The organism is Chlamydiota bacterium (assembly GCA_016178055.1).
Lineage (GTDB): Bacteria > Auribacterota > JACPWU01 > JACPWU01 > JACPWU01 > JACOUC01.
Map to the genome: position 1 here is coordinate 1 of JACOUC010000057.1, position 20,390 is coordinate 20,390.

Here is a 20,390-nt window from a genome sequence, read left to right on the forward strand (position 1 = left end):
AGAGAAGGAATATGAAATCCGTCTAAAACAATTTTGAGTTTTCGATTTTCTTTTGGAGTGAGGGGAAGCTCCTGAACAGCAAAATCTGCAGACCGCCAGTAACCTCCGGGTTTTAGGACGCGATGTACCTCGCTCAGAAAATTTTTTTTATCTATCGCGTAGCAAAATGTTTCCTGATTGATGATGAGATCAAAACGGTTGTCTTCAAAGGACATTTCATTCATGTCCATCATTTGAAATTTACATTGTGGTAACACCTGATTGAGCGCCGCCAGTGTTTCTGAAAGAATAATGTGGCTTTCGCAAAGGGTGATTCCCGTTACTGAACAGCCAAAGTTCTTAGCCACCCACACTGCAAACCCCCCGATCCCTGATCCCACATCAAGGATTTGAGTATTTGTATTGAGATCAAGTCCGTCTACAAGCCTTTTATTAGATTGTAGAAGTGATTCCGAAAAAGATTTTACCCCGGAATCCCAAACTCCATAATGCCATCCATAACTCCCCGAGGCATAAGAAAAGTAGGATGGAGTGAGATGTTGATAGTAGTTTGCCACTTTCTCTTGAGAAATCATAAGTTCGGATCCTGGCAGTAGATTCTATAATGACTGATATGAAATTAAACAAAATAAAATCTTTGCAATCACTGATTTCTTTTATAGAATATAGACGCTTTAATGCCAACGATCCAGAGGTCATTGAAAAAGAAAATTTTAGCGGGGGGATTTTCATTTTTTCTACTTTGGGCTGGTTTCTTAAAAGCCGATGAAGTCGCTCGTCTTTATTCGGTACAAGGCGTGGTTGAAGTGAGACGAGCCTCAGAAACAAACTGGGCACAAGCTCCTACTGAAACTCTTCTTTATCCCCAAGATCAAGTTCGCACGGGATCCAATAGCCGTTCAGGAATTCTTTTCAAAGACGGAATTTTGGTCCGTCTCGGCGAGAATAGCCTTTTAGAACTCAAGCCCGTCGTTAATTCTGAAATCCAACCTCTTAAAATTTTTTCAGGGACCGCTTATTTTTTTAGCCGAGAGCCCAAACGATTTCCAGAGATTGAAACACCGGTGGTGAGTGCCGCGGTTCGAGGAACGGAGTTTTCAATTGAGGTTAAGAAAGATAAAACCAAAGTTTCGATTCTTAAAGGGAAAGTCATTTGCTCAAATTCTGCAGGCAGCGCCACAGCCGAAGGAGGGGAAGAAATCACGACGCTTGAAGGAATAATTCCCTCTAAACATATTCTCATTCGACCGCTGGATGCAGTAGAGTGGGCCCTTTATTATCCAGCCCTGATTGACCCCTTAGAATATTCAAAAAGTGAAGTTCCAGAATTAATGAAAGAGGTCTCACAATTTCTTTTAGTAGGCCAAGTGGAGAAGGCAAAGGTCTTACTCGAGCAAATTCCCATCGATCAAAAAACACCCGCTCTTGCCCTTCGATACAGCCTAGAATCCATCATCGCCTTGGTCATGAATCAAAAAGAAGAGGCGTTTCTCTTAGCCCAAAAAGCTGTTGAGGTAAATCCAAATTCTCCCTCAGTGGCCTTAGCAATGTCTTACGCTGAACAAGCCCATTTTCATCTTGAAAAAGCCCTCCAATGGACTCAAGAAGCTCTGAAGCTTTCACCCCAAAATGGCCTAGCCCATTCCCGTCTCATGGAACTTTATTTGGGTTTTGGAGAAATCAAAAAGGCCTCTCAAAATATTCAAGACGCCCTTCATTCTTCTCCCGAGGATGGAAGGGTGCTCACCGTCGTCGGCTTCACCTACCTCACTCAATACGAAACGAAAGAGGCCATTCTCTATTTTCAAAAAGCGATTGCGCAAGATCCTGCGAACGGACTTCCCCATTTGGGATTGGGACTTTCGTTCATGCATCAGAATAAAGTCGAAGAGGCACGGCTTCAAATGGAAATGGCGGTGCATTTAGAGCCCAATATCTCGCTTTATCGAAGCTATTTGGGAAAGGCCTATTTTGAGGAAAAAAGAGACACCCTTTCTTCTCAAGAATACGAAACGGCCAAAACACTCGACCCCCAAGATCCTACGCCTCACCTCTACGAGGCCTTCAATAAATTGGCTCACACCCGACCGATCGAGGCCCTTTGGGAAATCGAAGATTCCATTAAACTCAATGACAATCGCGCGGTTTACCGCTCCAGAATGCTTTTAGATCAAGATCAGGCCGTAAGGAGCGCGGGGCTTTCTCAAGCCTTCACCAGTGTTGGATTTTCTGAGGCCGCTCGTATTGAAGCCATTAAATCTATGAATCGTGACTACAGTAATTATTCGGCCCACCTCTTATTGGCTGGAAGTTACATCAATACGCCACGGCTGGGCCTGGCTTCTATTTCGGAATTATTAATTACTCGCCTTCTCGTTCCTTTGAGTCTTAATCCCCTCGATCCCTCTATTCGCGGAGAGGCCTCCTTTAACGAATATGCCTCTCTTTTTGATCGGCAAAGAGGGCGGATTTTTCTGGACGGTTCGGTGCGATCGGCCGATGATTATATCTCGGGACGAGTACTCCACTCGATGCTTACCGAACGAAGTTCCTACACCTTAAGTTATTTTCCAGAATATTTGGGAGGCTATCTTGAAAATGATTGGGCAAGATCCCAGTCGGTTCTTTTCCTCACGCAAATGCAGCCGACTTACAGCGACACGCTTAGTTTTGAGAGCATTTTTGGAAAAGATGATGAACACAATTTTAAATTTAATGATCTCAACCATCGCGTGGGTTTCCATCATCGATTTGGCCCCGAAGCCCATTTTATCAGCCAACTTCTTTATACCCAACGGGACGCAACTTCTGAAGGCACTGCAACACGTGAGTTCACGCTCAACACCTTTCGTGGAAATTCTCTTACTGCATCTTTGCCAGATTCTTTTTTATCCCGCCAAACTCAAGATGACCGATTTACCTCTCTCAGGGGCGATGGACAATTCATCTGGGATAGCTCATGGGTCTCCCTGATTGCAGGTGCCGGAGCCTTCGATTCAGAAACTGACAATGATGAGATTGGGCGAGCTCCTTTCGACCGCTTAGGGTTTTTGGATAATATTAATCTCTCCACCTCTAACAATCTTTCTGAGCAATCTCAGCGCCTTTATACGTATACCACTTGGCATTTGACCGAAAAATGGGATGCCTTTGGAGCTGCCAACTTCACGCACTTGGAATTAGCACAATCCATTCCACCTCCCTTTGTCGAAGGGACCCAAACCGTCGATGAAGTTGATCCTAAAGCGGGACTTGCGTTCTATCTCACCCCTAGCACCACCCTCAGAGCGGCTTATTTTGAGACTTTAGGGCCTGTAGGTCTGACAGATTTAGAAAGCATTGAACCCACTCAAATCGCAGGATTTAATCAATTTGTCGATGAGCTTCCAGGGAATAAGGCTCAAAGCTATGGAATGGGCCTTGATCAAAAATTTTCGAAAAGAACTTACTTTGGGACTGAAGTCTTGCATCGAAAGGTTGAACAGAGTTTGGGTTTCAGCTCATCCATTATTAATGTGGATACATCAACAGGAAACGTTACGGCTAAAGAAGGTGCTGTAGAATTTCCACACATCGAATCCAGTGAGAATCTCTTAAATGCTTACTTTTATCAAATTCTGACTTCCGAACTCACAGGCACCTTAGACTATACCTTCGCTCATTTTGAAGAAGACTTTTCGCTTCAGGAAAGCCAGACCCACCGGCTTAAAATAGGAACGAATTATTTTCATCCGAAAGGATGGTTTGTAAGAACCGCTGCCACCTGGCGCCATCAGGATCTGGATGGTTTCGGGAGCGCTGACGGAATTCGAGACTTTTGGATTTGGGATGCCTCAATCGGTTATCAGCTTCCAAAACGCTACGGGCTCGTTATTTTAAGCGTCACCAACATTCTGGATCAGGATTTTCTCTATGAATCCATCGGTCTCGATGCCCGTTTTATTCCTGAGAGAAGCGTAAACTTGAGGGTATCTTTGAATTTTTAGTTGTAAGTATAGACCCCCGTTATTTAAAAACCATGAAGGTGTATCTTAAGTTTCTGCTTCAACGCCCCATCAAAAACAGCCTCGGTTCCCTCGAGGGAGAAGGGGTGCTAAACTGTTTCGTTTCCGCATACGAAATAATTATTGCTATGAAAGTAAGGCTCACTTTGTAGTCGCCCGATTTATCCCCCCACCTACCCGCTATCTCGAATGGATGAGGTCGGGGGATAAATCGGGCGACTACAAAAAAAGCCTGATGGGGAGAACTTTCATCACTCACGATGATTCTCAAAAATCATGTTTGATTAAATAAGAGGGGTGCGCTCCTCCGACGTTACATCGGAGGAGTTGGAGGGGTTAGTTTTTGGAGCCAGTGATGATGTTATCGCCTTTTGAATCTCTTTTTGGTATTCCTCAGAGAGAAGTGAGGAAAAATGTGCTTCTGCTCCCCATTTTGCCTAAAGGTTTTCTTAATATTTTGGGTTTTGAAAAACTGACGAGGGGATTTCTTTATGCCAGTGCCTCTATCGAAAACTGGACACTCATTCAAACAGGGATGGGGGCTCCTCTCGTGGGAGATGCTGTGCTTTATCTTGAAGGGAGTTGTTGTCAGAATCTCCTTCTCGTTGGATCTTGCGGGGCTTTACCACGATCTTGTTTAGAGATTGGAAATCTCGTTTACCCTGAAAAATGTTTGGCGATTGAAAGTTTTAGTGAATTTCTTTTGGAAGAAATTTCTTCTCTTCGCGTGTTGCTCCTCCAAAATCCTCTTTTGAAAAAATGGATTGAGGTTTCAAACTCCGTCAAGATCCGTCCTGTTACTTGTGCTACCTTACCTTCTCTCAAATTGGAAGAAGAGCGAGAGGAATGGCTTTTTTTTCAGGGAGTGGATGTTGTGGACATGGAGTGTTCCGCTTTTTTTTCCGCTGCCCAATACTGCAAAATCCCTGCTTCAGCCCTTTTTTATGTTACAGACATTGTGAATGAAAAGCCTTTTTACAATGGAGGGGGTTTTAAAATGCCTTCCCATCTCTTCGAAGTTTTGAAGAAGATTTTTTAGGGTGGGATTAAGCCTTCCTCGAAGGGGTCAACCATGCTATAATGAGGTTGTAGTTTATTTGTAACTTATTCTTATGCAGTTTGTTATAAATTTAAAACAAAATTTATTTCGTTAGAAATAACGATGGATGAATTTATGAAATTACCGATTTACATGGATTGTCATTCAACAACCCCTTTAGATCCGAGGGTGTTAGAGGAGATGCTGCCTCTTTTTAAGGACAATTTTGGGAATGCAGCAAGTCGCCACCACCCCTTTGGATGGAGAGCCGAAGAAAAAGTTGAGGAGGCAAGGCTGAGAGTGGCCCGACTGGTGAATGCTGAAAGTAGAGAAATTATTTTTACCAGTGGAGCAACCGAATCCAATAATCTGGCCCTGAAAGGAGTTGCCCGGACTTATCGAGAAATGGGGAATCATATGATTACCTGTGTCACCGAACACAAATCTGTTTTAGATCCGTGCAAATCGCTTGAACGGGAAGGGTTTCGGGTGACGTATTTACCCGTGGATTCTTCTGGAATTTTAAATGTTGCTCAGGTTGAGCAAGCGATTGAAAAAGAAACGATTTTGATTTCGGTGATGGCCGCCAACAATGAAATCGGCACTCTTCATCCGCTTCGTGAAATAGGTGAACTTGCGAAGGAACGCCGGATTATTTTTCATACCGATGTGACTCAAGCGGCTGGGAAAATTCCTTTGGATGTAAATGAAATGGGAATTGATCTTATGAGCTTTTCAGCGCATAAAATGTATGGGCCTAAAGGCGTGGGGGCCCTTTATGTGCGTCACAAAAATCCTAGAATCAAACTGACTCCCCTGATCGAGGGCGGGGGGCATGAATGGGGTTTAAGATCTGGAACGCTGAATGTTCCCGGCATTGCAGGTTTTGGCAAGGCTTGTGAAATTGCTGAAAAAGAGGGAAGTGAAGAATCTATTCAAATTCTCCATTTAAGGGAAAAATTACGCAAGGGAATTCTGGGAAGCCTGGAAGACGTTTATATCAATGGAGATGTTGAGAAAAGACTCCCTCATAATTTAAACTTAAGTTTTGCTTATGTCGAAGGGGAATCCCTTTTGATGGGAATTCATGATGAGATTGCTGTTTCAAGCGGGGCGGCTTGTTCTTCGGCCAATTTAGAGCCTTCGTATGTTTTAAAGGCATTGGGGGTTCAAGAAGGTTTGGCTGAAACCTCCATTCGATTTGGATTGGGACGGTTCAATACAGAAGAGGAAGTAGATTATGTGATCAAGAAGGTGGTAGAAGTGGCCCGGCATCTTCGAGAATTATCACCGATTTATGAAGTGTTTAAGCAGGGGAGAGGCATTTTAGAAAGGAGAGCGTGAGGTTATGATTCATTTAACAGAGGGTGCGGTTAGAGAAGTTAAAAGAATGATGGAGCGAGAGAAGCGTCCGGGCGCGGGACTTCGCTTGGGCGTTAAGGGAGGGGGATGCTCGGGTTATTCTTACGCCATTGATCTGGATGAGCAAAGTAAAGAGGGGGATAAGGTTTTTGAAGCGGGAGGCTTTAAGGTTTTTGTAGATGGGAAAAGTTATTTTCTTCTGAACGGGAGTACGCTGGATTATGTGAAAGGGACCATGGGCGCAAGCTTTACCTTTTTAAATCCTAATGCGAAGGGGAGTTGTGGATGTGGTGCTTCCTTTAACGTTTAGCAGGCTGCTCGTGCTTTTAAATCTAAGGTTCTCCTCATGGCTCTGGATCTCATCTTTAAATGTATCAGTCTTATTTTTCTTCTGGTTCTCTCGGCCTTTTTTTCAGGGGCTGAAACGGGTCTTTTTTCTTTAAGCTCAGTTCGTGTTCATCGTTTAAAAGAGGAGAAGAAAAAAGGAGTTTTTTTAATCGAGCAGCTTTTGCACGATCCTCAAAAAGTTTTGGCTACCCTTCTTTTGTCTAATTTATTTGTCGTCGTTTTTTCAACTGCCTTGGCCGAAGAAATTGCTTCTACCCTTTGGGGCTCCCGAGGTCTTGAAATTTGTATTTTGGTGATGAGTTTGGTTGTTTTGATTTTCTGTGAAATTATTCCGAAGGTCATCGCCGTTTCTCGTTCGGAAAAGGTGTCCCTACAAGTCGCCCCTGCTCTGAAACTTGTGATGTTTTTGATCGCTCCTTTACGTAAATTGTTCCTGGGAATTGCCGTTTTTTTCATTCGGCCAATCTTAAAGAAGAACCATCCGATCAAAGAATCCATCACGGAATCCATCACGCCAGAGCAACTTAAAACAGCAACTGAAATGGGACATCAAGAGGGCATTTTAAGCATAGAAGAATCTCATATGCTGGATGGAATTTTAGAGTTAAAGAAAAAAAGGGCCTCAGAACTCATGACGCCGCGTTCAAAGATTTTTGCTTTTGAGATCCGTACGCCACTTCTCACAATCTATCAAGAAATTCTCGATAAAAAATTTTCTCGAATTCCTATTTTTAAGGGAGAACTAGATGAGGTGGTCGGGATTCTTTACGCAAAAGATTTAATCATGAAGGAAGTGGTTGAATTGGCAGCGATTCAAATTTATGATTTTCTAAGAAACCCTTTTTTTGTTTCTGACTCGATAAAGGCGGATATCCTTTTAAAGTCATTTAAGTCTCGTCGCCAACACATTGCGTTATGCCGTGATGAATATCAAAAAATTTCCGGATTAATTACCTTGGATGATTTAACAGAAGCCATTGTTGGGAAAACAGCGAGGGAGATGGGGCAAGATCCATGAGTGGATTCATTTGCTTTATGGTGATTGGAATGTGTTTAGCCGTTCAAGCCTTTTTTGCGGCACTTGAGATTGCATTTCTTTCCGTTAATCGAATTGAAATCCGGCAACTGGCCCAGCGTCCAAGTCGAAGGGCCAAAGCAGTCGAATTTTTTTTAAGACGACCTGTGAACTATTTAGCAACCACGATGATTGGCGTGAATGTGGCTGTGGTGGTTAGCGCTTCTTTTCTAACCCACTGGGCAAGAAATGCCTTTGAACCTCAAAATGCATCTTTCATGACAGCCCTTTTTCTTTGGCCCATCACCCTTCTCTTTGGAGAATTTATCCCGATGAGTCTGGCGCTTGCGCATCCCTTAAAGGTAGGTTTGTGGGGAGTATGGATTTTGAGAATCGCTTATTTTATTTTGTATCCCTTGATTCGAGGAATTGGATATTTTTCAGATTGGATGAATCGTTTTTTAGGAGGAGTCAAAGGAGAAACAGTCCCCTATTTAACGCGAGAGGAGTTGCGTCTCTTATTTAAGGGGGGAGAAAAGGAAATTTTTGATAAGACAGAAGAACACATGATTCGCGGTGTTTTTGAATTTCATAAAGTAAAGGTAAGAGACATCATGGTTCCTCTGGAACAGGTGGTTCAGCATTCAACTCAAGGGACGATAGGCGATTTAAAGAAATTAATTTTTGATTCAGCCTTTTCAAGAATTCCTATTTATCAAAAGAACCCTTTCCAGATTGTAGGAACCCTTCACGCCATGGATTTGATGGGTTTGGAAGATGAGCTTTCGATCGAAGAGGTGATGCGAAAGCCTTTTAAAGTATTTCAATTTGCACCTATTTCTGAGGTCTTAAGGGCTTTGAAGATTCGAAAAGAGTACATGGCCATCGTTGTAGACCTTCATGGTCGAAGTGTGGGGATTGTGACGTTAGAAGATATCTTAGAAGAGATCGTAGGGGATATTGAAGACGAGTACGATGTTCAAATGAACGGTTAAAGACCTCTCAAAAAGGTTCCAGATGCAAGGCGTCTGCGAGCGAAGGAGGAGGCGTACGTTTTGATTGTACGCCGCACGACTGAGCGAAGCAGGCAACGCAGCAGATGGACCTTTTTCAGAGGTTTTTTTAAAAGATAGCTTTTTCGTCGTCTAGAAAAATACCCTTCATGTTCATTCGAAAGGCTTCAGGATTGGGCGAAACGCGTATGGCAACCTCTTGTGAGATAAGACCCTCTTTTACAAGGCCAAGCAAGGATTGATTATAATCTTGCATGCCGAGTGCCGTACCTCCGCGAATGGCGTTATGAATTTTGAGGTCTTGTCCCTGACGAATCAGTTCTCGGATCGTGGCATCTACAATCATAACTTCAACAGCAGGAACTCTCTGAACCCCTTCTTTAATGCAGGGAAGGAGCTTTTGGGAAATCACGGATCTAAGATTAAATTGAAGCGCTTGACGCATTTGATAATGTTGATCGGGTGGAAAAAGGTCAATCATTCTTCCAATGGTTTGAGCGGAGTTTGAACTATGAATGGTTCCAAAAACAAGGTGTCCCGTCTCAGCGGCATTCAAGCCAAATTGAACCGTTTCGGCATCTCTCATTTCTCCAATAAGAATAATGTTAGGATCTTCTCTGAGGGCATATTTTAAAGCTTCTTTAAAAGACTCAGTATCAATCCCAATTTCTCGCTGATTAATGAGAGCTTTTTTATTGGTATAGAGGTACTCGATGGGATCTTCGACTGTGAGAATGTGGCAATTTCGTGTCTGGTTAATATGTTCGATCATCGCAGCCAGAGTGGTTGATTTTCCGCATCCTGTAACTCCGGCTACAATGACAAGCCCATCATGGAGTTCAGAAATATTTTTTAACACTTCAGGAAGATGCAGCCCTTCCATGGATGGAACTTGTGTTGGAACCAAACGACCTGCAAGGCTGAGATGCCCCCTCTGAAAAAAAAGATTAATTCTAAGCCGACCATAATTTTCAACCGAGTAAGAGTGGTCCATATCCCTCTTTTTAAGAAGGAGCTCATATTTTTCTTGGGGGAGAATTTCCCTAATCCAATTTTTTAAAATTTCAGTAGTGACGAGTTCTTTCCCAAGTTTTTTGGGCACTCCAGCAATGCGAAAAATGGGGGGAGATCCGACTTGGAGATGAAGGTCCGAGGCCTTCAGTTTTAAAAGAAGCGGGAAGAAGTCTCCAAAGGATTTGACAGGTTTATCTAAAACGATCGTGTCATTCATCCCCTTCATTATACGGGATTGTTAAAAGCAACAAAAGGAAAAGGTGTGATGCATTCGGGATGAATAACAAAATCATGTTTTTGAACGAATCATTTTCTCGGATTCCAGGAAGGAGAGAACCTTTCCAGCATTTTTAAGTGCTGAATCCTGAGCGCTTAAATTTAAATCTACAATTCCTTCTCGAAAATGATTCTCTCCCACATTGACCACCACCATAGAAGAGCGATCGGTCAGCTCCTGAAGCAATTTTAATTCTCCATCGTTCAAATTGCTTGCGGTTGCAAGAACAATAAGCCCTGCGTCCATCAAAATATGAGAAACTTCTCCCAAGCGTCGAACGTGTTCTTTACGGGTTGACTTGTTTTTTTCTACGTCCGCATCAAGTCCGCGTAAGAGGTTTCCAATGCCAAGGAAATAAGTTTTTCCCCCCCGTTCAAAAATAGATTTTTCAACTTCCTTGGCAATGGTTTTCTTATCAACTCCTACTTTCCCTGTGAGGAGAATGAGTTTGGGCGCATGTCCATAACGAATCTCGCGTTCTTTGGGATCGACAATGCTAAAGTCCCAGTTCATTTCCCGTGCCTCGACTTGTTCTCGCAAATGGGCTTCCTTGTCTCTCACCAAGGCTGAAATAATCCCTCCCCCCGCAATATCATATTGATCGATGATGACAAATCGTCCTGTGGCCTCGATTATTTGGGCAAGATCAAAGGCGATAGGACGGGCACATTCCAGAACGCATTGAGCGACTTCATGGCGGTCAATTTGTTTCTTATCTTCAGATTTTTTAAGCTCGGAGGCATCAAAGACCCTTTTAATCTCATGAATTTGGATGGGCGTAGATGCAGTTCCAATTTTGAGTTTGTATTCTTTATTCATGACCATGGGGGATTTCCCCATCCAAAAAATTTCAGCTTGAAAAAGTGAACTCACCAAGGGATGCTCTTCACCACTCTTACACATCACATCCCCGCGATTGATGTATATTTGCTCTTTCAGCGTGAACCCGGTGGAGGTGCCTGCGATGACACGCTTTCTAGCGGGGGCATGAAATTCTTCAATTGTTTTTATTTCAGATCTTTTGTGAGAGGGAAGAAAGACAACCGAGTCTCCTACAGCGATTGATCCTGATTCAACTCGGCCTGCGACAATACGACGATCGTCTCCTTCTTCTGTAAATTTGTAAATGGCTTGAACGCTCATGCGAAAAGGTTTGTTTTCTAAACTGGGAGCTTTTTCAAAAGAATCCAACATTTCTAAAATGGTTTTCCCGTGATACCACTGAAGATTTTTAGAAGTTTCGACCATATTCTCTCCCAGCATGGCTGCAATGGGAATAAATGCCGTAGGTTCAAGACTGATGGGCTTTAAAAAAGTTCTGTATTCTTTTTCAATTTCTTTGAAAACTTTTTCGCTGTACTCGACCAAATCCATTTTATTGATGCACACGGCGACTTGCCGAATTCCGAGCATGGAAAGCAAATAACCATGCCGCTTTGAATTTTCCTGAACGCCTTCCTTGGCGTCAATCACGAGGAGTGCTGCCTCGGCTCGGGCAGCCCCGCTGATCATGTTTTTTAAAAATTCAATATGACCTGGGGCGTCAATGATGATGTACTCACGTTTTTGGCTCTTAAAAAACGAGCGGGCCGTGTCAATCGTAATCCCTTGGGCTTGTTCATCCTTTAAGGCATCCAAAAGAAAGGCATATTCGAAAGGTTTTGAATTTCTCGCACACTCAGCTTTAACTTGGTCTAATTTGCCTTGAGGAAGAGAATGCGTGTCCGAAAGCAAGCGCCCAATCACAGTGCTTTTCCCATGATCGACATGACCGACGATAACGATGTTCATTTTTGCTGCTTGTGAGTTTTTTGCCATAACTACTCTCTTTAAAATCCAAATATCAAATATCAAAAATCAAAATTAAGGAAGAATTTATTAAATTACGGATTTGGTTTTGAGTTTTGGATTTTAATATGTCATTTTGCATTTTGATTTTTAAATTTTGAATTTGTTTTATCACATATACCCTTCACGCCTTAATGTCTCAAGCCCTCCCCCATCTTCCTTATCCTGGGCTCGTCCTGAACGTTCGGCAATGTTAGAAAATTTTCCAGTTTTTAATTCTCCAATAATTTCTTTTACATTCTTGGCGATCGATTTCACGGGAAATGTGCAAGGATAGCAGCCGAGGGATCGATAGCGCTCCCCTTTCCCCTGATCAAAATAAAGAGGGACCACGGGAATATTTTCCCGATCAATATATTCCCAGATATTCAGTTCCGTCCAATCTAGCAATGGATGAATCCGAATATGCGTTCCAGGAGCAAAATCTGTTTTGAATTGATTCCAGAGCTCCGGTGGCTGGTCTCCTACATTCCAGTCATTTCTCTTATCGCGAGGGGAAAAATATCTTTCTTTGGAGCGACTTCCTTCTTCATCGGCTCGCACCCCTACAATCACTCCAGTGTAAGGCTCTTTGTTTTCATCTAAGACATATTTTTTCTGGGCATGATCGAGGCGATACCTTGGCCAAGCCCCGGACAAAGTATTTCTCAGAGCATCTGTCTTGAGGGTTTTACAGCAAGCGATTCGGTCAAGGGCCCCATCCGGAAAGGTCTCTCTATCCTTCAAAGCCTGAGTATTTTGGCCATAGACCATGTTGAGATGCCATTCTAAGGCCAATTGATCGCGATATTGAATCATTTCTGGAATTTTATAAGACGTATCAATATGCACCAGCGGAAAGGGAACATGACCCAAGAAGGCCTTGCGGGCCAACCACAAAAGAACCGTGCTGTCCTTACCAATGGACCAGAGCATCACCAAATTCTTAAATTGGCTATAGCCCTCCCGAAGAATGTAAACCGATTGACTCTCTAATTTTTCTAAATGATCCATAAAATCTCTCTCTCACCTTCCCAAACATAAAGGGAATGCATTATAGCACAACTTGTTTATGAAGTTTCAGGGATAAAGGGCAGAAAAAAGAGGCTCCCTAAAAAAAGGAAGCCTCTTTTTAAATCTGCCTACAGAAATAACTAAGCCCGCGTATAGCTAATTTCTATATTTTTGAATTCTTTACCGTCAGGACCGCTCGTATACATCTCGTAAGTATAATGATCCTTGTCCACAATCTTCCACTCAGCACGAAAATGTTTATCCTTATCCCCTGTTATGGGGCTAGAGCAAGAACCTTTTTCAGAGAATGTCTTCGTTGCTGGATCATACTGAGCCGTGGCATTCTCAATGCCTGTACCCATATTGTCAATCCAGATAGACGTATATTCCCCACGAACATTGTCATAACCTGTAATGCCCATCCCTTCAAAAGGCTGGCCCATCGACTCTCCCTTGGCTGATTGAGAGAGAAATCGGCCGCCCATGATCCAATGATTTTCACTGATGCCTTTGGATTCCTGTGCAGGCTGACTTGGATCCATCTTCATCTTCTTCTCCTTTTTACGGAATTTTTTTAAAATAAAGGCCATAGACTACCTTTTTATGAGATCCAAGGGAAGAAAAAAGGTCAGAACAAGAACTCCCTTCAGGTAGAATAAAATATTTCCTAAAGTCTAAAAATAAGCTATAATTCATTTAGTTATAAAAAAGTATAATTAAATGAAATTTAAAGATTTTCGCAATCAAATGAGAAAAACATGCTTCACCATCCAAGAGGCCTATAACATGGCCTGGCCAACTCCTTTACAAGTTCTCAGACTCCAGCTCCATCAATGGACAAAAAAGGGTGAACTCATCCGACTCCGACGCGGGATTTATGCCTTTGGCGAGAGAAGTCAAAATCTTTTAGAGGTAGCCCAGGCACTGTACGCACCTTCATATCTTAGTCTGGAAAAGGCTCTTCATGACCATGGATTTATTCCGGATGTCGTATTCGCTCTCACCTTGGTCACAACAAGAACGACACGTCGTTTTCAAACGCCGATGGGCCATTTCATCTATCACCATATTCAACCCTGCTTATTCTGGGGCTATGATCCTGATTCAGGGTTGGCCGAAGGGGAGAAGGCCTTTATGGATTATTTTTACCTCTATCATTCTCGTCTCCAGCCTAAACGTGAATGTTGGGAGGCCCTTCGCCTTCAAAACCTTTCAAATCTCAACTTTAAAAAACTCAAGGATTATGCCAAGAGAACAGGGATGAAGAAAATTCTAGAACTTGCCATCTCACTGGAGAGCTATGGAAAAGATTAAAAAATGGGTTCAGGCACTTTGCGTTCGACCTATTCCTGCGTCAGAGCAAGAAATCGTGAATCAAGTACGTGAATACCTCCAAATTCTCATTCTTAAAATCATCTATCAATCCAAATTTGGGCATTTTTTATCTTTCATGGGCGGAACATCCCTAAGAATTTGTTACGATTTAAAGCGTTACTCTGAGGACTTAGATTTTTGCCTCGATGAACCTTCCAAGGTCTACGACTTTTCCGAGATGATTTACTGCATTCAACGGGAGTTAAGTCTTTTAGGTTTTTCGGTCAGCACCAATGTACATCAAGACAAAACTGTTCAAAAGGCCTTCGTAAGAATTGCAGATATCGGAGAAATCCTAAGACTCAAAACATTTCGAAAAAATCAGAAGCTTCACATTAAAGTAGAGGTAGATATTCGCCCTATTCCTCTGGAAAAAGGGGAACGAGAAAGTTTCTTTGTGAATCGCTTTCAAGAAATCTTTCCCATTCTTAAGCACAATCTTCCAACCCTTTTTGCCGGAAAGATCCTTGCGATTTTACAGAGACCCTATGAGCGCGGCAGGGATTATTATGATCTCATCTGGTATTTAGGCCGTAAAACACCTGTGAACCTTGACTACCTGAATCGGGGAAGGAGCGAAAAACCCTTCACATCATGGTCAGAAGTTCTTAAAATTTTGGAAGAAAAAATAAAGACGGTTAAACCCCGCACCCTTCTTAAAGATCTCCAACCTTTCCTGGAAGATCCAAGTGAAGAACAGTGGATCTTAAAATATCAAGATCTTTTTGAGCAATTGCGTCAATGATACCGCCACTCACAACCTACCTTAAGAAAACTTTTTAGGGTTTAAACAAAAAAGGGATTTTCTTTACCTTTCTGAGATAGTCTGATAATAAATAGAACGCTATGAAGTGGAATTTTAAATCTTTACTCTCTCTTTTCATATTTCTCTTGACTTTGCCTCTGATCGCTCAAGCAAATGATCCCACCACCTACGATACTACCAGTGGGTCCTACTCTGTTGGACTAGCCCGAAGGGCCAAGAGCAGGTGGTGGGATGAAGTCCTCGAACCTATTTTTGATGGCCGTATTTGGAAAATGGCTCATGAAGATCATGATGAATCTCAGTCCATTAGAGAATATATCTTAGAGGGGGAAACGATTGACCATTGGACGGAGATTGTCACCGTTCATCAATTTAAAGACCTTCAAAATAAAACCTCACTTAAAGCGCTGATGGAAAAAATGCAAAGAGATCTTTTTCATTCTTGTCCTAGCACTCAATGGGAAATTCTGAATGAAACTTTGGAGGACCTGATTTACACTTGGCAGCTCAAAGATTGCCCAGCACAAGAGGACCAATATGAATTAGCCCGTCTCATCATAGGCAAAGAAGCTATTTATCTCATTCGCTATACACACAAGGCATCCAAAATAGATTTAGAACGTTATACGATCTGGCTCGATCTTTTAGCAGATGTTAAACTCAGTACCTACAATGATCTTTCCCCCATCGATTTTGCGGAACAATTCTCCCTTAAAAGTACGAACGCTAAATCGCAGAATGATCAAGATGGAATGAACAGAACCTAGCCATCGGAACTAAAAGAATTCTTTAATGCTTTGAAAGAGCTAAGGGTGGACTGCTGATAGGCTTTTTGACCTTCATCTGATACTGCTGCAGGGCTGTAATCAAGGTGGTGACAAACCAGTAGAGAATGAGTCCGGAGGGAAGATTATAAAAGAGAAATGTCAACATCACGGGCATAATGTATTTCATGCTTTTTTGGCTGGGATCGGTAGGGGTTGTTGCCTGTTGCCAGTACATCGTGAGGCCATTTAGAATAGGAAGAATATTGAATGAAAAAGTCCCAACATGAAAGAGGGCGTCTGGTTTGGCTAAGTCATTGATCCAGAGAAAATGAGCTCCTCTCAGTTCAATGGAGGACATCAGAACACGATAAAACGCAATAAAAATGGGAACCTGAACCAACATGGGAAGACAGCCCGCAAGAGGCCGGATATGATGCTCTTTGTAAAGAGCCATGGTCTCTTGCTGTATTTTTTTAGGATTGCTTTTGTATTTAGTTTTGATGATATCGAGTTGAGGCTTGAGCGCTTGCATTTCCTTCATGGACTTGAGGCTAATCGCGCTTAAGGGATAAAAAACAAGTTTAAGAAGAAGGGTTAGGATTATAATCGCAAGCCCGTAATTTCGAAAAAGACGATTGATTCCGTGAAGCGCAATCACCAATCCTTGAGATAGACTTCCCCAAATGCCATTAAAATCGAGAATGGCTTCTAACTGATCATTGAAAGATTTAAGAAGGTCATAATTTTTCGGACCACAAAAAATAAAAAAGCTCGATTTTTTAGTTTCACCGGGCTCAAGAACAAGATTTCCCATGCGTAACCCAGAGGTGTAATACCGTTCAAAATTTTCTTCCACTACATCCGTAATGAGTGCTGAAGCAAGAGCCCCTTCGATCGGTTTAATAACCAAAGCAAAATATTTGCTTTTCATTCCAGCCCAAGAAATCTCAAGATCTTCAACGGCATGTTCTTTAATTTTACCGATAGACTTCTTCAAATAGGCTCCATTTCCTCCCGCAAGAAAATAATCAACTTCAAGGGGATCTAGCTCTGAGCCATTTTGAGCGGATTTTTTGGAAACCTTCATGGAGCCGATAGACAAATCATATCCCCGATAGAAACGGTAAGTCTTCTTACGGGTATTTGAAAATTGAATTTCTAGATTTATCCCATAATTTTCAAGCAAGGTAAATTTTTTAAGAATTTTTATTTTTTTAGAGTGGGCTTCAAAAACAACAAAATTGGGTCCCTGCTCAGTCAGGGTGTAAGAGAGAAAAGATTTTGTTGGAAAATCACTGGTTCTAGAGATTGCTCCTGGTTGAACATTTGGATTTTGAAACTGAACCAAAGAAACGGAATCTCCTCGGATAAACGAAGACTCTTTAAGAAGAAGAGATTTAATAGAAGCCCTCAAAGTAGAAAAAGTTACTTTAACCAAAGGGGTTTCTAAGGTGATTTCTTTTTCTTCAGGCCAGGTTTCTAAGCTTTGGGAGCTTTGAGGATGAGCTAATTCTGCTTTCTCCTTCGAGGGGTTTTGAACATTCGAAGAATTTGGGACAGAAGATGTTTGATTTTGAGGAGTGGGAGGAGGCGGAAAATATTTGTGCATGAAATAGGTGTAACCGTAAAGGAGTCCTAGAGAAATGAGGACGGTCAAAATCATCCTTTTTCCTACATTGGGATCCTCATTCTCTCTTCCAAGCATATTGGACCTATTAACCACTCTTTTTTGAAAAATGCATTACTTCACAGGATCATATCCCCCACAATGAAAGGGATGACACCTTAAAATTCTTTTAATTCCTGCATAAATCCCTCGCAAAACACCTTTTTTCGCAATGCCCTCAATCCAATATTCTGAGCACGAAGGCTCATAGCGACATGCAGGCCCTAAAAACAACGAAAAATAACTCTGATAAATTCTAATCAAAAAAATAAGAAGGGTTTTCATTGATTGTTTAATGCTCTATTTTGATTGATCGTTTCCTATTTTCTTCGCGAATTCTTTCATTTCCTCAAAAATCTTTGAATAGGATGCATTCTTCTCTGGAATCGCTCGTGCAATAAAAACGAGCCATTTTTCATTTTCAAATAAATTTTTTTGACGGCGGAAGGCCTCCCTCATCCAACGCCTGACACGATTACGTCTGAGCGCTGAACCTACCTTTTTACTGGTAATAAAAGCGGCCTGTCGTTTTAATCCCTCTTTCGCCTGAAAATAGAGAATCATCGTGGGACTGACCTCTTTTTGGCCCGTTTCAATCACCCAACGGATATCTCTTGATTGATGTAAGCGCTCTTCCCTGGGAAATGAGGAGTTTTCCATCATAGGCATCTTTACTTTTTAAGAAACCGCTAAACGATATCGTCCTTTCCTACGACGACTCTTGAGAACAGCCCTGCCTCCTCGGGTCGAAGATCGCTTTAAAAAACCATGGATCCGAGCTCGTTTTAAGCGGGATGGATGGAATGTACGTTTCACGCTGATAAATCTCCTTTTAATACAACTAAATATGGGTTAACCCGAATTTCTCATCATATTTCTACTGCTCTTGGCCAATTCCGCCTTGTCTCTGGGTGCAAACTCGGTCGGCCCTGTTCAACGTACTGTAAAGTACGCTTCACACGGCCTCGATCGTGCAACCTCCACTCCAAAGTGAACTCGGGCGGTCTCGCTCAAGAAATCTGACGAGAAACCCGGGTTGAAGGGTCTCATTCTATAGACCTAAAGGCAGGGTGTCAAGAATTCGTGGAACTAATGTAAAGCCAATTTAGAAATGTCACCTTTCTACCAAAGTAAAGATAACGTACGATATCTTTCGCACATTTAGAAAAAGAGAGGAGGACTCTTGTCCTCCTCTCTTTAAACAACACCAGACATCACCTCGAATTACTTACAATTTAATTTAAAAGTGACATCATCAAAATCTGCCTCATTCTTATCGTTCTTACCCATAGCAGTACTGCGCTTCAACCATACCCTTGCCTTAACAACTTTCGCTGCTGTTGTAGAACTGGGGGTATAAGACTTCTCGACAAGCGTCCAACTTGTTGCCTTTGAAACTGCCGTTTGGAAATAAGCGACCACCTTACTCGAGCTGTCTTTGAGTTCAACCCGCGCATAGGGAAACCCTTCTGAAACAGTTCCATCCTTACAACGCATTTGAGCACTTAAAGAATAGGTTGTTGTCCCAGCAGGAATCGTTACATCCTGGTAGAAATAATCCCCTTCTACGTCTAGATAGAAGTAGCGATCCCCTGTGCTTGTTCCATCAGCTTCGATTCCAATATTACCCCCATAAGAGACCCAACTCGTATCTGCTTGATCAGCTCCACCATTTTGAATGACATTAGTACACCATGAAAAAATCAGGTAGGACTTACCTGCATAAGATCCTCCCTCATCATTGCCATACGCCCCAATTAAGAGATCTGGTCTCCCATCTCCATTCACGTCTCCTGCACTGGAGACAGAATGACCACTGTCATCATTTTCATTTTCTCCAATAAACGCATAATCCGCTAAAGAAAGATCAATGGTCTTTGAGCTTCCGAGACTCTTTGCCAAGATCAAATACGTCTTACCTGCAAGAGATCCTCCCTCATCATTTCCATACGCCCCAATCAAGAGATCTGGTCTCCCATCTCCATCCACGTCTCCCGCACCAGAGACAGAAATACCGCTATAATCATATGCATTTTCTCCAACAAACGCATAATCCGCTAAAGAAAGATCAATGGTCTTTGAGCTTCCGAGACTCTTTGCCAAAATCAAATACGTCTTACCTGCAAGAGATCCTCCCTCATCATTGCCATGCGCCCCAATCAAGAGATCTGATTTCCCGTCTCCATCCACGTCTCCTGCACTGGAAACAGATCGACCACTGTAATCATCTGCATTTTCTCCAATAAACGTATAATCCGCTAAAGAAAGATCAATGGTCTTTGAGCTTCCGAGGCTCTTTGCCAAGATCAAATACGTTTTACCTGCAAGAGATCCTCCCTCATCATTTCCATACGCCTCAATCAAGATATCCGCTTTCCCATCTCCGTCCACGTCTCCTGCACTAGAGAGAGAATAACCACTATAATCATTTTTATTTTCTCCAATAAACGTATAATCCGCTAAAGAAAGATCTATGGTCTTTGAGCTTCCGAGACTCTTTGCCAAAATCAAATACGTCTTACCTGCATCATATCCTCCCTCACTATTTTCGAACGCCCCAATCAAGATATCCGCTTTCCCATCTCCGTCCACGTCTCCTGCATCAGAGAGAGAATAACCACTTAAATCATTTTCATTTTCTCCAATAAACGCATAATCCGCTAAAGAAAGATCAATGGTCTTTGAGCTTCCGAGGCTCTTTGCCAAGATCAAATACGTCTTACCTGCATTAGGTCCTCCCGCATCATTTCCATACGCTCCAATCAAGAGATCTGATTTCCCATCTCCATCCACGTCTCCCGCACCAGAGACAGAACCACCACTTTGATCATCTTCATTTTCTCCAATAAACGCATAATCCGCTAAAGAAAGATCTATGGTATTTGAGCTTCCGAGGCTCTTTGC

At 42.3% G+C, this 20,390-nt stretch carries 19 protein-coding genes; 9 read left to right on the forward strand and 10 right to left on the reverse strand.

Features of this window, described 5'->3' with window-relative positions; all coding sequences use genetic code 11:
- Nucleotides 1-575, reverse strand: a 575-nt coding sequence (locus HYS07_08445; protein ID MBI1871204.1) for a class I SAM-dependent methyltransferase, incomplete at its 3' end; no start/stop codon positions are given.
- A 123-nt stretch (nucleotides 576-698) separates the two neighbouring features.
- On the opposite strand from HYS07_08445, the gene HYS07_08450 reads away from it, so the two are divergent.
- The 6 genes from HYS07_08450 to HYS07_08475 all read left to right on the forward strand — a co-directional run bounded on the left by HYS07_08450 (nucleotide 699) and on the right by HYS07_08475 (nucleotide 8,763).
- On the forward strand, nucleotides 699-3,986 hold the full coding sequence (locus HYS07_08450; GenBank protein MBI1871205.1) for a FecR domain-containing protein: 3,288 nt from the start codon (nucleotides 699-701) through the stop codon (nucleotides 3,984-3,986).
- A 373-nt stretch (nucleotides 3,987-4,359) separates the two neighbouring features.
- Nucleotides 4,360-5,043, forward strand: coding sequence for a hypothetical protein (locus HYS07_08455; protein ID MBI1871206.1), 684 nt, complete (start codon nucleotides 4,360-4,362; stop codon nucleotides 5,041-5,043).
- A 135-nt stretch (nucleotides 5,044-5,178) separates the two neighbouring features.
- Entirely contained in the window at nucleotides 5,179-6,387 is a 1,209-nt protein-coding gene (locus HYS07_08460) for an IscS subfamily cysteine desulfurase (GenBank protein MBI1871207.1), read from the forward strand.
- A gap of 4 nt (nucleotides 6,388-6,391) precedes the next feature.
- Complete coding sequence (locus HYS07_08465; GenBank protein MBI1871208.1) at nucleotides 6,392-6,715, forward strand: iron-sulfur cluster assembly accessory protein; 324 nt, start codon at nucleotides 6,392-6,394, stop codon at nucleotides 6,713-6,715.
- Between the two features lie 36 nt (nucleotides 6,716-6,751).
- Entirely contained in the window at nucleotides 6,752-7,771 is a 1,020-nt protein-coding gene (locus HYS07_08470; protein MBI1871209.1) for a DUF21 domain-containing protein, read from the forward strand.
- Nucleotides 7,768-8,763 carry an HlyC/CorC family transporter gene (locus HYS07_08475; protein ID MBI1871210.1) on the forward strand — a complete coding sequence of 332 codons (996 nt, stop codon included), beginning with the start codon at nucleotides 7,768-7,770 and terminating at the stop codon, nucleotides 8,761-8,763. Before HYS07_08470 ends, HYS07_08475 begins: the two co-directional genes overlap by 4 nt.
- 127 nt (nucleotides 8,764-8,890) lie before the next feature.
- Here HYS07_08475 and HYS07_08480 read toward each other — a convergent pair whose 3' ends face one another.
- The 4 genes from HYS07_08480 to HYS07_08495 form a co-directional block, all read right to left on the reverse strand.
- Entirely contained in the window at nucleotides 8,891-10,012 is a 1,122-nt protein-coding gene (locus tag HYS07_08480; protein ID MBI1871211.1) for a PilT/PilU family type 4a pilus ATPase, read from the reverse strand.
- 72 nt (nucleotides 10,013-10,084) lie between these two features.
- A complete protein-coding gene (locus tag HYS07_08485; GenBank protein MBI1871212.1) occupies nucleotides 10,085-11,890 on the reverse strand; it encodes a GTP-binding protein in 1,806 nt (601 codons plus the stop codon).
- 141 nt (nucleotides 11,891-12,031) lie between these two features.
- Nucleotides 12,032-12,913: a sulfate adenylyltransferase subunit 2 gene (locus HYS07_08490; GenBank protein MBI1871213.1), complete on the reverse strand. Its 882-nt coding sequence runs from the start codon at nucleotides 12,911-12,913 to the stop codon at nucleotides 12,032-12,034.
- A 140-nt stretch (nucleotides 12,914-13,053) separates the two neighbouring features.
- Nucleotides 13,054-13,503 carry a DUF1579 domain-containing protein gene (locus HYS07_08495; GenBank protein MBI1871214.1) on the reverse strand — a complete coding sequence of 150 codons (450 nt, stop codon included), beginning with the start codon at nucleotides 13,501-13,503 and terminating at the stop codon, nucleotides 13,054-13,056.
- A gap of 130 nt (nucleotides 13,504-13,633) precedes the next feature.
- Here HYS07_08495 and HYS07_08500 point away from each other — a divergent pair, with 130 nt between their 5' ends.
- The 3 genes from HYS07_08500 to HYS07_08510 all read left to right on the forward strand — a co-directional run bounded on the left by HYS07_08500 (nucleotide 13,634) and on the right by HYS07_08510 (nucleotide 15,820).
- Complete coding sequence (locus HYS07_08500; protein MBI1871215.1) at nucleotides 13,634-14,227, forward strand: hypothetical protein; 594 nt, start codon at nucleotides 13,634-13,636, stop codon at nucleotides 14,225-14,227.
- The gene (locus tag HYS07_08505) at nucleotides 14,214-15,032 is read left to right on the forward strand and encodes a nucleotidyl transferase AbiEii/AbiGii toxin family protein (protein ID MBI1871216.1); all 819 of its coding nucleotides are present in this window, start codon (nucleotides 14,214-14,216) and stop codon (nucleotides 15,030-15,032) included. Before HYS07_08500 ends, HYS07_08505 begins: the two co-directional genes overlap by 14 nt.
- Nucleotides 15,033-15,133: 101 nt before the next feature.
- On the forward strand, nucleotides 15,134-15,820 hold the full coding sequence (locus HYS07_08510) for a hypothetical protein (GenBank protein MBI1871217.1): 687 nt from the start codon (nucleotides 15,134-15,136) through the stop codon (nucleotides 15,818-15,820).
- A gap of 22 nt (nucleotides 15,821-15,842) precedes the next feature.
- On the opposite strand, the gene yidC is transcribed toward HYS07_08510, so the two are convergent.
- The 5 genes from yidC to HYS07_08535 all read right to left on the reverse strand — a co-directional run.
- Nucleotides 15,843-17,525, reverse strand: a complete 1,683-nt coding sequence (gene yidC, locus HYS07_08515; protein MBI1871218.1) for a membrane protein insertase YidC — start codon at nucleotides 17,523-17,525, stop codon at nucleotides 15,843-15,845.
- 36 nt (nucleotides 17,526-17,561) lie between these two features.
- Nucleotides 17,562-17,771, reverse strand: coding sequence for a membrane protein insertion efficiency factor YidD (yidD, locus tag HYS07_08520; protein ID MBI1871219.1), 210 nt, complete (start codon nucleotides 17,769-17,771; stop codon nucleotides 17,562-17,564).
- 15 nt (nucleotides 17,772-17,786) lie between these two features.
- Entirely contained in the window at nucleotides 17,787-18,149 is a 363-nt protein-coding gene (gene rnpA, locus HYS07_08525) for a ribonuclease P protein component (GenBank protein ID MBI1871220.1), read from the reverse strand.
- Nucleotides 18,150-18,164: 15 nt separating this feature from the next.
- Nucleotides 18,165-18,302 carry a 50S ribosomal protein L34 gene (rpmH, locus tag HYS07_08530; GenBank protein MBI1871221.1) on the reverse strand — a complete coding sequence of 46 codons (138 nt, stop codon included), beginning with the start codon at nucleotides 18,300-18,302 and terminating at the stop codon, nucleotides 18,165-18,167.
- Nucleotides 18,303-18,710: 408 nt separating this feature from the next.
- On the reverse strand, nucleotides 18,711-20,390 hold a 1,680-nt coding region (locus HYS07_08535), incomplete at its 5' end, for an FG-GAP repeat protein (protein ID MBI1871222.1).